1 protein-coding gene (running past one end of the window) is annotated in these 14,707 nt (G+C 68.7%); it reads right to left on the bottom strand.

Annotation, left to right across the window (positions count from 1 at the left end; all coding sequences use genetic code 11):
• Positions 1–14,707, bottom strand: partial view of a non-ribosomal peptide synthase/polyketide synthase gene (locus FXO18_RS08025; protein ID WP_149360546.1) — the 5' portion only. It extends 18,764 nt beyond the left edge of the window; 14,707 of the gene's 33,471 nt are visible here — the first part of the coding sequence; it begins with the start codon at positions 14,705–14,707; its stop codon lies off the left edge, out of view.

Here is a 14,707-nt window from a genome sequence, read left to right as displayed (position 1 = left end):
GCACCTGGTGGCGGGCGACGACGTCGGCGAGCGCCTGCCGCAGGGCAGCGACGTCGAGGTTGCCGGAGAGCCGCAGCGCGAGTGGGATGTTGTAGCCCGGTGACGCGGTGTCGAGCTGGTTGATGAACCACATCCGGGACTGGGCCTGGGAGACCGGAGCCGGGCCGTCGTGGCGCTGCGGCACCAGGGGCGGCCGGGGGCCGCCGGACTCCTCCGCGGAGGATTCGACGAGCGCCGCGAGCTCCGCAACTGTGGGTGCATCGAACAGATCGCGCACGGCGATGTGCTTGCCGGTCGCGTCCGAGACCCGCGCGGTGACCCGGGTGGCGGAGAGCGAGTTGCCGCCGATGTCGAAGAAGCTCTCGTCGACACCGACCCGGTCCTGGCCGACGACCTCGCCGAAGATACCGGCGATGATCTCCTCGATCGGCGTGGAGGGCGCCCGGAACTCGGTGTGCAGCAGCGAGAGATCCGGCTCCGGCAGAGCACGGCGGTCGAGCTTGCCGTTCACCGTCATGGGCAGCTCGTCGAGCACCATGACGAGCTGCGGGACCATGTAGGCCGGCAGCGATTCCCCGGCGAAGTCCTTCAACTGCTCCACGTCGATGCGCGCGCCCGAGGTGGCAACGACATAGGCGACGATGGCATCGCCGACGACATCATCGCGATTGACGAGCACCGCTACCTGGGCGATGTCCTCGTGGCGGGCCAGTGCTGCCTCGATCTCGCCGAGCTCGATGCGCAGTCCACGGACCTTCACCTGGAAGTCGGTGCGGCCGAGGTACTCCACCACGGGCTTGCCGGACTCATCGCGCACCCAGCGGACGAGGTCGCCGGTGCGATACATGCGCGCACCAGGCTTGCCATGCGGCCGGGCAACGAACCTGTCGGCCGTCAATCCTGGCCTGGCGTGGTATCCACGGGCAACGCCCTCGCCACTGGCGTACAGCTCGCCAGCGACACCGAACGGGACCGGTTGCAGCCGCGAGTCGAGGACCATCAGCTCCGTGCCGTGGACCGGCTCACCGATCACGACGCGCTCGCCGGGCCGCAGCGGATCGCTCATCGCGATCATCACGGTGGTCTCGGTGGGCCCGTAACCGTTGTAGAGATTGCGGTCCGTGCCGTACCGGGTGACGAGATCGGCGGGAACTGCCTCGCCACCGACGGACACGTCGGCATACGTCTCGAGACCGTCGAGCGGCACCGATGCCAGCGCGGCGGGGGTGATGAAGCCGTGCGTGGCGCCATGCTCGCGGATCACGTCGCGCAGCTGCTCACCGCCGTACACCCCTGGCGGGACGACGACGAGCGAGGCGCCGAGGCCGAACGACATCAGGTACTCGAAGATCGACGCGTCGAAGCTCGGGGACGACAAGCCCAGGACACGGCTCTCCGGCGTGACGCCGAAGCGCTCGCGCTGCTCGCGGACGAAGTTCGCGATTCCGCGATGGGTGACGACGACGCCCTTGGGCAAGCCGGTGGAGCCCGAGGTGTAGATCATGTAGGCCACGTTGGCGACCGCGACCGGACGCAGCAGCTCGCTGGCAGCCACGGGCCCGGACGGCTGCTGCGCGAGCTCGCTGGCGAACGCCTCGGCATCGATGGCGTTCCAGTCGAGCGTGCCGGGCAGGCCCTCGATCTCCGCGCCCACGGTCAGCCCGAGCACCGCGCCGGAATCGACGCACATGTGCGCGATGCGGTCCGCGGGGTAGGAGGGATCCACGGGCACGAAAGCGCCGCCAGCCTTGGCGACGGCCCAGATGGCGGTGAGCAGCTCGACGCCGCGCGACATCGCGAGCGCGACGATGGACTCGGTGCCGACTCCCCTGCCGATGAGGACGCGGGCAAGCCGCGACGAGGACTCGTCGAGCTCCTGGTAGGACAGTGTCGTTGCCGGGTCGATGATCGCGGGGCGGTCCGCGAACTCGCTGGCCGAGCCGATCAGGATGTCCCGCAGCGTGGAGGGCTCCGGAGCCTGGGGCCCGCGCACGGGCACGAGCTCGCTGCGCTCCGCGCTGTCGAGCAGGTCGATATCGCCGATCGGCCGCGCGGGATCAGCGATCACCGCGCCAAGCAGCCGCAGGAAGCGCTGCGCGAACGATGCCACTGTCGACTCGTCGAACAGGTCGGTGGCGTACTCGAACGAAGCATCGATGCCCGCGGGCGCGCCCGTCTCGTCCCACAGCTCGGTCAGGTTCAGCTGCAGGTCGAACTTCGCGAGCGAGACGTCCACCGCTCCCGAGCTGACCGTCAAGCCGGGCAGCTCGACCTTCGCCTCGTCCTGGTTGCGGAAGGACAGCACCACCTGGAACAGCGGGCTGTGCGCGGTCGAGCGGCCGGGGTTGAGCACCTCGACGAGCCGCTCGAATGGCACGTCGGTGTGGGTGAACGCGCTGAGGTCACGCTCGCGCACGCTGGTAAGGAGGTCGGCGAAGCTGCCGCTGCGCTCCACCGGGGACCGCAGCACCAGGGTGTTGACGAACATGCCGACGAGAGGGTCGAGCGCCCGCTCGCCGCGACCGGCGATGGGTGTGCCGATGGTGATGTCGTCCTCGCCGGACAACCGCGACAGCAGCGCTGCGAAAGCGGCGTGGACGACCATGAACAGGGTCGACCGGTTCTCGCGGGCGACGCCGAGCAGCTTCTGCTGCAGGTCGCCATCGATGCCGAAGAAGTACCGCGCGCCCTGCATCGAAGGCCGTGCCGGCCGTGGCCGGTCGGTGGGCAGCTCGAGCAGCTCGGGGATGCCGGCGAGCGCCTCGGTCCAGAACGCGATCTGCCGGGCCGCGAGCGACTCGGGATCGTTCTCGTCGCCGAGCAGCGTGCGCTGCCAGATCGCGTAGTCGGCGTACTGCACCTTCAGCGGCTCCCACTGCGGGGTGTCGCCGTCGCGCCGGGCCAGGTACGCCGCGACGAGGTCGGTGGCCAGCGGCCGCAGCGACACTCCATCGGCGGCGATGTGGTGGACCACCATGACGAACACATGTTCCTCGGGCGCGAGGCGGAACAGTGCCCCGCGCAGCGGCGGGACCTCGGTGACGTCGAATCCGCGCGAGGCGAACTCGAACAGGTGCTCGTGCAGATCGTCCTCGGTGACGTCGATCGGACTGATGTCGGTGTCGACATCGGATACCGGCAGGATCACCTGGACGGGGCCGTCGCCGACCCGGGGGTAGACCGTGCGCAGCGATTCATGGCGCCCGGCCACATCGTGGATTGCTTCTTGCAGCGCCGAGACATACAGCTTGCCCGACAGGCGCAGCATCAGCGGCATGTTGTAGGCCGCCGAGGCGGTATCGAACTGGTTGATGAACCACATGCGCTGCTGCGCGAGCGACAGCGGGATCCGTGCGGGCCGCGTGACCGGTTCGAGCGGCGGGCGCGACGGAAGGCGCGCGCCCTCGTGCTCGACCAGCGTGGCGAGCGCCGCCACGCCCGGGTTCTCGAAGATGTCGCGCACCCCGAGGTCCGAGCCGAATGCCTCGTTGATCCGCGAGATGACCAGCGTGGCGCTCAGCGAGTTGCCGCCGATGTCGAAGAACGAATCGGTGGCACTGATCCGCGTGACGCCGGTGACCTCGCTGAAGATCCCGGCGATGATCTCCTCGACCGGGCCGGACGGGTCCTGGAACGCCGTCGTGGTGCTGCTCAGGCTCGGGGCTGGCAGGGCCTTGCGGTCGAGCTTGCCGTTGATGTTGAGCGGGAACTCGTCGAGGACGGTGATCGCGCGGGGCACCATGTACTCCGGCAGCACCTTGCTGATCGCCTTGCGCAGCTCATCGACGTCGACCTCGGCGCCGGACTCGGGGGTCACGTAGGCGACGAGCTGGTCACCGCTGACCGGATCGCTGTACACCATCGCGGCCGACTGGGTGATGCTCGGATGGTTCCGCAGGGCCGCTTCGATCTCGCCGAGCTCGATGCGCAGCCCCCGCAGCTTCACCTGGAAGTCCGAGCGCCCGATGTATTCGTACTCGCCGTTCTTCGTCCAGCGCACCAGGTCGCCGGTGCGGTACATGCGCTCCCCCGGCGCTCCGTGCGGGTTCGCGACGAATCGGTCCGCGCTCAGGTCCGGGCGACCGATGTAGCCGCGCGCGAGCATGTCGCCCGCGAGATAGAGCTCTCCCACGACACCCACCGGGACGGGCCGCAGGCGGCCATCGAGCACGAATCCGTTGGTGTTCCAGATCGGTCCGCCGATGGGGATGACATACACATCGTCTTCCTCGGACCACTTGTGCGCGGTCGCGGATACGCCGACCTCGGTGGGGCCGTACGTGTGGAAGATCTCCGCATCCGTCAGCCTGCGCGTCTGGCGCGCGGTCTCGACGTTCAGCCCTTCGCCACCGCATGTCAGGGCGCGGAATGACTCGAGCGCCGCCGGGTCGGTGCCCATCATGAAGGTGCTGAGCATCGACGGCACGAAGTGGGTGTAGGTCACGCCATGCTCGCGGATGATCGAGGCGAGGTAGTCCGCGTCCCGATGCCCCTCGGGCTGCGCGATCACGATGCGAGCACCGGCGAACAGCGGAATCCAGAGCTCTCGGAAGGACGCGTCGAAGGTGAAAGGCGTCTTCTGCAGCACCACGTCCTTCGGCGTCAGCTGGAGAAGATGCTGCTTGAACTTTGCCTGGTTGACAACAGCGCGGTGGCTGACCACCACACCCTTGGGGCGGCCGGTGGAGCCCGAGGTGAACAACACGTAGGCGGCGTTGTCCGGGCGCAGTGGCACGATGCGCTCATCGTCGGTGATCGGTGCATCGCTGACGCCCTCGAGGTCGAGCTTGTCGATCTCGATCGTGCTCGCGCCGACGAGCTCGCCCACGCGGTCGCGGCTCGTGGTCAGCACGCACACTGGATCCGATGCTTCCAGCACCCAGGCCGAGCGGTCAGCGGGATGGTCGGGATCCACGGGCACGTAGGCGCCGCCAGCCTTGGCGATCGCGTACATGCCCGCGAGCATCTCCATCGAGCGGCGCATGACCAGCGCCACCCGCGATTCCGGGCCCACGCCCAGGGCGATCAGCTTGCGGGCGAGGCGGTTTACCCACGCGTCGAACTCCGCATAGGTGAGCTGCTTGCGCTCGTAGACGACAGCTACCTCGCCAGGCGTGCGCCGGACCTGCTCGTCGAACAGCGTCACCAGGGTGGTGTCGGGGATCCAGTAGTCGGTGTCGTTCCATCCGCCGACACCATTGGCCCAGCCAGGATCGGCGGCCTCGCCGAGAGCGCTGATGAGGTCGAGCCCGGCGATCTCGCCGGACGCGATGCGGGATGCCTCGGCGCCACCGCTGCCTCCTTCGAGGGCCGGCAGGAGGCGATCCATCAGGCCCGACGCGGAGGCCTCGTCGAGCAGGCCGGACGCGAAGGTCAGCAGAGCGAGGGCAAGGACGCTGTCCTTGCTGATCTCATGCCGCCCGAGTCGCTGCCCGAGCTCCCGGGCGCGCGCCATGACATCGGCGTAGGTCACCTCGGTGCCGCCCGAGGAGAACACGATGGCGCCCGGCGTCTCGGCAGCCGCGGCAGCGAAGATGCTGTGCACCCGCAGCGCGGAATCGTCCTGCTGCTTCTGCGGCGCGAAGATCGCCTGCTCCTGGTCGCTGAGGATCTCGATGTCGCCGATGGCGGTACCGGCCTCGTGCCGTACCGAGGAGAGGATCCGCTCGAACCGGTCGGCGTAGCGCTCGATCGTGTCCCGCTCGAACAGGTCCGTGGCGTAGGTCAGCGAGGCGGTGATCCCGTCGGGCTCGCCGTCCGGGGTGTGATGCTCGGTCAGGGTGAAGGTGATGTCGAACTTCGCGGTGCTGATGTCGAGCGGCGCGATCGTCACGTCGAGCCCCGGCAGCGCGAGCTGCACCGGATCGGTGTTCTGGAAGGACAGCATCACCTGGAACAGCGGCGCGTGATCCGCCGAGCGCGGCACGCCGAGCACCTCCACGAGCCGCTCGAACGGGACGTCGGCGTTGTTGAACGCGGCGAGGTCGCGCTCGCGCAGCTGATCGATCAGCTCGGCGACGGTGAGATCGGGCTCCACGTGCGCCCGCAGCACCAGCGTATTGACGAACATGCCCGCGAGGTTGTCGAGGGACTCCTCGCCACGGCCAGCGTTGGGGGTGCCGATCGAGATGTCGCTGCTGCCCGTCAGCCTGGCGAGCAGCAGCGCGAGCGCCGCATGGCTCACCATGAACACCGTGGCCCCGCGGGAGCGGGCGAGCTGCTCGAGATCGCGGTGCACGCTCGCGGGGATCGTGATGGTGTGCGTGGCCCCCCGCAGCGACTGCTCGGGCGGCCGCGGCTTGTCGGTCGGCAGCGGCAGCAGGGACGGCGCGCCGCCGAGCATCTGCTTCCAGTACTCGATCTGCGCGTGCAGGAGGCTATCGGGATCGTTCTCGTCGCCGAGGACAGCGCGCTGCCAGATCGCGAAGTCCGCGTACTGCACCGGCAACGGCTCGAGCTCCGGCTCCGCGCCCGAGCTGCGGGCGTGGTAGGCGACCATCAGATCGCGCGCGAGCGGTGCCATGGACGAACCGTCGGCCGCGATGTGATGCGCGCTGAACGCGAGCATGTGCGACTCCGGCGCTGTGCGGAACAGTGCCGCGCGCACCGGCAGCTCCTTGGACACGTTGAACCCGCGCGAGGCGAACTCGCGGATCCGCTCGTGCAGCTCCTCGCCGGAGACCTGCTGCGGGACAAGCTCGATGGATGTGTCCTCGGCAGGCAGGATCACCTGGTGCGGGCCCTCGGAGCTGCTCGGGTAGATGGTTCGCAGCGCCTCGTGCCGGTCGAGCAGATCGTTCATCGCTTGCTGCACCGCAGCCGTGTCGAGCACGCCCTCGAGCGCCACGGAGAAGACGATGTTGTACACCGCCGACTCGGGATCGAACTGGTTGAGGAACCAGATGCGCTGCTGCGCGAGCGACAGCGGGATCCGGTCCGGGCGCTCCTGCGGGACGAGCCTGGGCCGCTCGACGGTTCCGCTGGCGTCGATCTGCTCATCGACCCGCGCGGACAGCTCCGCGATGGTCGGGGCGTCGAAGATCTCGCGAACGCCGAGCTTGCAGTTCAGGGCAGCGTTGACCCGGGCGATCACCTTCGTCGCGGTCAGGGAGTTGCCGCCGAGCTCGAAGAAGCTGGCGGATACGCTCACCTGGTCCACTCCGAGCACGTCGGCGAAGATCCCCGCGACGGCTTCCTCGGTGGTCGAGCGGGGCGCCTGGTAGTCGTCCCCGCTGCCAGCGAACACTGGCTCCGGGAGCCGGCTGCGGTCGAGCTTGCCGTTCACCGTCATCGGCACCTCGTCGAGCTCGATGATCGAGGAGGGCACCATGTGCGCGGGCAATGACTGCGCGAGGTAGTCGGAGAGCGCGGCCGGATCGACGCCCTCGCTGGCAGGACCAGCCACCAGCTTCACGTACGACACCAAGCGGGTGATCTTGTTCTCGCCGGTGTGGCCGATCGTCACCGCGAACTCGACCGCCTCGTGCTTGCCGAGCGCGGCATCGATCTCGCCGAGCTCGATGCGGAAGCCACGAACCTTCACCTGGAAGTCGGTCCGGCCGAGGTACTCGATCTCGGGGAGGCCCGATGTGCCCCGCTCGACCCAGCGGACGAGGTCGCCGGTGCGATACATGCGCGCGCCCGCCGGGCCGTAGGGGTCCGCCACGAAGCGCTCGGAGGTGAGCGCGGCGCGGGAATGGTACCCGCGGGCCTCGCCGAGGCCCGCGACATAGAGCTCGCCGGGAACACCGGCGGGAACGGGGCGCAGCCGCGCGTCAAGGACCACGGCCCGGGTGCCGCGGATGGGCCCACCGATGGTGACGGTCTCGCCGGGCTCCATCGGATCGGAGATGGCGACCATGATGGTCGTCTCCGTGGGCCCGTAGCCGTTGTACAGCCGGCGACCGGGCGCCCAGCGCGCCACGAGATCAGCCGGCACGGCCTCGCCGCCCGCGCAGACATGCGCGAAGTCGTCGAGCCCGGAGGGATCCACCGAGGACAGTGCCGCCGGGGTGATGAAGGCGTGCGTGGCGTGGTGGGCACGGATGATGTCCGCGAGCTCCTCCCCGCCATAGATGCGGGGCGGGACGATGACCATCGTGGCGCCGGTGCCGAACGCCATCAGGTACTCGAGGACCGAGGCATCGAAGCTCGGGGACGAGAAGTGCAGCACCCGCGAGCCCTGCCCGACGGAGTACCGCTCGCGCTGCTCCTCGGTGAAGTTCGCGAGGCCGCGATGGGTGACCACCACGCCCTTGGGCACGCCGGTGGAGCCCGAGGTGTAGATCATGTAGGCCGTTGTCGCGGGCGTGACCACGCCGCGGATCTCGCGGCGCGACACCGGCCCGGACGGCAGTGCCGCGAGCTCCTCCTCGAGCTCGGGAGCGTCGAGGATGATCCATTCGACGGATTCGGGAAGCCCCGCTCGTTGCGCGGCCACCGTGAGACCAATGGTGGTGCCGGAGTCGGTCACCATATGGCTGATGCGCTCGGGCGGATAGTCCGGATCGACTGGCACGAACGCTGCCCCGGACTTGGTCACTGACCAGACACCGAGGATCGATTCGATCGAGCGGGAGACACCGAGGGCAACGAACGACTCAGGCGTCACTCCGCGCTGGATCAGGTAGCGGGCAAGCTGGTTCGAGCGCGCATCGAGATCGGCGTAGGACAGCTCGCGCTGCCCCATCACCACTGCGGGGCTGCCGGCCGCCTCGCTGGCCGACGCGGCGAAGATCTCGGGCAGGAGCCGTGGTTGCTCGCCGGGCCTGCCCGTCACCGGGACAAGGCGCTCCCCCTCGGATTCCTCGAGCACGGATACCCGCGCGACGGGTTCGCTGGCGTTCGATGCCATCGCCTCGAGCACGCGCACGATCCGTGCCACGACCCGCTCGACGTCCTCGCGGGAGAACACATCCGGAAGGAACTTCGCGTTGAGCCGCAGATCGGGATCCATCAGCGCGACGAGGGTGAACGGATAATGGGTCGCATCGTTGACCGCGACATCGTGCAGCCGCATCCCGGCGAGATCCGTGTCCGCGGTCAGCCCCGCGCGATCGACGGGGTACGACTCGAAGACCGTGAGGGTATCGAAGGTCGCGGCCTGGCCGGCGACGGCTTCGATATCGGTCAGCCCGACATAGTGGTGATCGAGCAGGTCCGCCTGCTCGTTCTGCACGCGTGCGAGCAGGTCAGTGATGGTGTCCTTCTCCGCGATGCGGACACGAACAGGAAGCGTGTTGATGAACAGGCCGACCATCTTCTCGACGCCGGACAACTGCGGCGGCCGCCCCGAGACAGTAGCGCCGAACACCACATCGTCCCGGCCGGTCAGCCGGGACAGCACGATGCCCCAGGCTGCCTGGATGATCGTGTTCATGGTGACGCCCTGCTCGCGCGCGAGCCGCTCGAGCATCCCCGTCAGTGCCGACGGAACTGGCTGCGAGACCTCCTCGGGAGCTGACGCGTCCGCCGAGGCGTGGCCGACCGGAGCGAGCAGCGTCGGCTCGTCGAGGCCAGCGAGCACCTCCCGCCATGCCTCCCGCGAGGCCTTCGCATCGCGCTGGGCCAGCCAGGCGAGGAAATCGCGGTAGCTGCGGGTGCGTGGCAGCCCCGCCGCTGGGTGAGCATCACCGGTGGTTCCCATCGCCACATACAGGTAGATGAGGTCGGTGATGAGCAGTGGCATCGACCAGCCGTCGATGAGGATGTGGTGGCTGGTGATCGCCAGCCGGAACGACTCCTCGTCGACCTGGATGAGCGCGAACCGGATCAGCGGCGGCCGGGCCATGTCGAAGCGCCGGGTCCGCTCATCCTGCAGGATGCTGCGCAGGTTCTCGTCGCGGACCTGCTCCGGGTAGTCGGTGATGTCCGCGATCCGCCACGGCACCGGCGCCTTGTCAACAACGACCTGCACCGCATTGCCCGAGTCGTCGTGGAGGAACGCGGCCCGCAGGCTCGGGTACCGGTCCACCAGCGCCTGGCAGGCCTCGCGCATCCGTGCCGCATCGACGGTGCCACCGAGGTCCAGCACGATCTGCGCGGTGTAGACATCCACTGTCTGGTCCGACAGCAGCGCGTGGAACAGCAGCCCGGATTGCAGCGGCGAGAGCGGCCACACATCCACGAGGTCCGGGTACTGGCCTTCCCAGCTCTCGATCTGGTTCTGCGTGGCGGGCACGAGCGGGATGTCCGACGGCGTGAGCCCACCGGCATCGGGAGAGGCCGCGTGCTGGGCAAGGCGCGCGAGGGCCGAGAGCCACGCCTCGGTGAGCTCGTCGATGTCCTTCCTGGTGAAGACACCGGGCGCGTAGTCGAACGTCGCGCGCAGCACCGCGCCATCCGGTGACGGCTCGACCATCGCATTGATGTCGAGCGCGGCCGCCATGGCCATGCCGTCGTCCGCCGTGCTGTTGTGGCGGGCTCCCTCCACGCTCGGCAGCCATCCGGCCTGGCGTGCTTCCTCGGGGATCTCCGCCACAGAGACGCGGCCGAGGTAGTTGAAGCTGATCTCCGGCATGGCGACAGGTTCGAGCATCTGCCGGGTCTCGGGGTTCAGGTACCGCAGCAGGCCGAAGCTCGCGCCGCGCGAGGGCAGCTCCGCGAGCTGCTGCTTGACGTTCTTGAGGATCCGTGACGCATCCGCGCCGCGCGGGCCTGGATCGAGCCGGACCGGATAGACACTGGTGAACCATCCGACGGTGCGCGAGAGGTCGGCCCCCGGGGCGAGATCCTCCTCGCGGCCATGCCCCTCCACGGTGACCACGAGAGGGGTCTCGCGATTCTTCCATTCATTCACCGCGACAGCGAGCGCCGCGAGCAATGCATCCTGCGGCGTCCCCCGGTACAGCACGGGCAGCTCGGTGATCAGTGCCTCGGTGATCGACGGGTCCACGGCAACCTCGACCCGCTGCGCGCTGCCGGCCGTGTCGCGTTCCGGATCGAATGGCCGGGCGCCGAGCCCGTCGCCCCCGGCGCGCAATGCATCGCGCCAGAAAGCAGCCTCGCCGAGGATCTCCTCGCGGCTCGCAGCCTCGGTGAGCGCGTGGGCCCACCTGCGGAAGGATGTTCCTACTGGCTCGAGGGCAACCTCATGGCCCGCAGCGAGCTGGCCCGCGGCGGTGGCGAGGTCCGGGACGATGATCCGCCACGACACACCATCGACCACGAGGTGGTGCGCCACCACGAGGATCCGGCCGGCTCCCTGCTCCGCGGGGAACCAGGCGCAACGCAGCACCGCTCCCGCGCGCGGATCGAGCTTGTCCGCCGTTGCGTCGAGCTGCTCGGCGGCCACGCGCTCGAACTCATCGGAATCGAACGGCACCGAGATGTCCACGCGGGAGATCAGATCGATGGCACGCACGGAGCCGCGCGGCTGCAGCTCGATGCGCCCGTCGCCGGTCAGTCGCGCGCGCAAGCCATCATGATGATCGAGGACAGCCTGCAGCACATCCGCGAGCTGCCGCTTGGTGGCGCCCTCGGGCGCCGTGAGCATCACAGCCTGGCTGAAGCGCTTGTGCTCGCCGCGGTCGAGCATCCAGTGCATCACCGGCACCAGCGGGGCCGTGCCGATGCCCCCGCCGTCGAGCTCGGCGAGAGCGGGGCCGGAGCCCGATGCGACGGCTACCTCCGCGAGCTCGGCGATGGTGGGCCGCTCGAAGACATCCCGGGGGGTGAAGCTCAGGCCCGCGGCCTTGGCCCGTGACACGAACTGCATCGCGATGATGCTGTCGCCACCGAGGGCGAAGAAGGACTCCTCGACGCTGACCCGGCCAACGCCGAGCAGCTCGGCGGCGACATCGGCGAGGACCTGCTCCGCCGGGGTGCGGGGGGCAACGAACTCGCCGCTGCTGCTACCGAATTCAGGCTCGGGCAGGGCCTTGCGATCGAGCTTGCCATTGACGTTGAGGGGGAAGCTGTCGAGCTTCATCACGACGTCGGGAACCATGTAGCTAGGCAGCGAGCGCGACGTGAAGCTCAACAGGTCGGCGGGCGCGGCATCCGATCCCGCGGCCGGGATGACGTAGGCGACCAGCCGCTGCCCCAGCTCGCCGGAATGCACTGTCACTGCGGCCTGCCCGATCGCTGGATGCTTCGTCAGCACCGCTTCGATCTCGCCGAGCTCGATCCGCTGGCCGCGGATCTTCACCTGGAAGTCCGTGCGGCCCAGGTAATCGATCCCGCCATCCGCGCGCCACCGGACGAGGTCGCCCGAGCGGTACATCCGCTCACCGGGCTCACCGAACGGGCTGGCGACGAACCGGTCGGCGGTGAGGTCGGCTCGCCCGAAGTAGCCCCGGGCCAGCTGGACACCGGCGATATACAGCTCGCCGGGCGCGCCGGGCGGGACCGGGCGCAGCGCCGGATCAAGCACGTAGACAGCAGTGTTGCCCACCGGGCGACCGATCGGCACGGATGCCTGATCGCGCGAGCTGACCTCCCAGTAGGTGGTGTGGACAGCTGCCTCGGTCGGGCCGTAGAGATTGTGCAGCCCTGCCCCGGAGAATGCGCGGAACCGCGCGGCAACATCGCCCGACAATGCCTCTCCGGCAGAGAACACCACCCGCAATGGATGGCACTTGCGCTGATCGGCCGTCGACACGAACAAGGCGAGCATCGACGGGACGAACGACGTCGCCGTGACGCCCTCGGTGGCGATCAGGTCCGCGAGCTCCTCCGGATCACGGTGCGCGTCCGGTGGCGCGATCACTACCCTGCCGCCGGTCAGCAGCGGGACGAACAGTTCCCACACCGATACGTCGAACGTGAAGGGGGTCTTCTGGAGCACCACATCACGCGCGGTGAACCGATACTCGTCCGCCATCCACAGGACCTGGTTGACGATCGCGCGGTGCGAGACCTCGACGCCCTTCGGCAGGCCCGTCGACCCCGAGGTGTAGATGACATATGCCGCCGCGCCCGGGGTCATCGGCCGCCGCAGCTCGGAAGCCACCACCGGCTCGGGCGGATACACGGTGAGATCGACCGTATCGGTGAACACCGTCGCATGGTCGCCGAAGCCACCGCTGCCATCGCGGTGCGTGGTCAGCACGCATACCGGGCGCGCGGACTCGAGGACATGCTCGGTGCGCTCGGCAGGATGATCGGGGTCGATGGGCACATAGGCCCCGCCCGCCTGCAGCACGGCATACAGGGAGACGATGAGGTCCGTTGATCGGCGCATCGCGACAGCGACCCGGTCCTCCGGGCCAACCCCGAGCGTCATCAGGTGCCGCGCAAGACGATTCACGCGCGAGGCGAACTCCGCGTAGGTCAGCCGATCATTGCCCGACACTACCGCGATCGCATCCGGTGTCCGCGCGGCCTGCTCGCTGAACAGGCCGACCAGGGTCGCGTCGGCTGGAACGCTGAACGCGGAGTCATTCCAGTCCGCGAGGACGGTCCGCAGCTCCGCATCGCTCATGATGGCGATATCGCTGACATCGGTGGTGGGGTCAGCCGCCGCGAAGGACTCGAGGAACCTCAGGAACCGATCGTGCTGGAGCCGCAGCTCCGGGGCATCGTAGCGAGCCGGGTTCGCCTCGAAGTCGATGCGCAGCTCATCGCCGCCATCCCCGCCGTGATAGAGGTTCAGGCTGAGGTCCTCGACCGGACCCGTCGTGAGGATATGCACGCGAGAGGTGTTCGGGCCGAAACGCAGGTCCGGCTTGAACAGCATGATGTTGACCATCGGGCCGAAGAAGCCACGACCGCCAGCGACGGCACCGGTAGCGCGACGCATCTCCTCGTGCCGGAAGCGCTGATGCTTCAGCGCGCCGAAGAGCTGGACCTGCACCGCGTCAGCGAGATCCCCGATGCTGACGCCAGGGTCCACCGAGAGCCGCAGCGGCACGACGTTGGACACCATGCCGCCGGACTTGCGCATCAGCGCCGTGGTGCGCGCGGTGACGGGCAGGCTCAGCATGACCTCGTGCTGGCCCGTCATGCGAGAGAGGTAGGCAGCGAACGCGGCGATCACCACGGGCGCGTGCGATCCCGAGTAGTGCTTGGCGGCCGCGTCGAGCGCCCCGGACAATGCCTCGCCAGGCGCCGCGCCGCACACCCTGGCCGTGGGCTGGGGCGGGGCCGAGCGCGCCGCGAGGCTGACCGACTCCGGCACATCCTTCAGGAAGGACGCCCAGTACTCGCGATCTGCCTCGTAGCGAGCGGAACCAGGGTACTTCGCCTCGTGCTCGGCGATCTTGCGCGTGGGGACCATCTTGGAGGGTGCTGGCTCGCGCCCCTCGGCGAGCGCCGTGTAGACCTCGGCCCCGCGGTTGATGACATTGAGCGCCCCATAGCCGTCAGCGGCGATGTGATGAACGCGCATGTACCACAGGTAGTGCTCATCGCCGATCTTGATCAGGCGTGATACCCACAGCCGATGATCGAGCAGCTCGTGCGGGGAGGAGTACTCGGCGCGCATCCAGTCGAGCGCGACCTTGTGCGGGTCGTCCTCGCCCGAGAAGTCGAGCGTGGGATCAAGCTCGCCCGACGGAACTGTCTTCTGCCAGGCCTGGCCGTCGACCTCCACGATGCGGGTGGCGTTGGTCCCGTCCTCGCCCACGACAAGCTGGATGGTTCGGTTGAGCACGTCCTCGTCGACGTGGCCGATGATCTCGAGGTACTGGGCGATGCTGATCGGCAGGTCGGGGTCTACCTGCTGCGCGAGCCAGATCCCGTGCTGCGCCGGAGTGATCGGAAACAT

Origin of the sequence: Lolliginicoccus suaedae, from assembly GCF_008312885.1 — a bacterium.
GTDB classification, from domain to species: Bacteria; Actinomycetota; Actinomycetes; order Mycobacteriales; family Mycobacteriaceae; genus Lolliginicoccus; species Lolliginicoccus suaedae.
The sequence above is the reverse complement of the archived record's forward strand: the minus strand, read 5'-3'. Positions and strand labels throughout refer to the sequence as shown.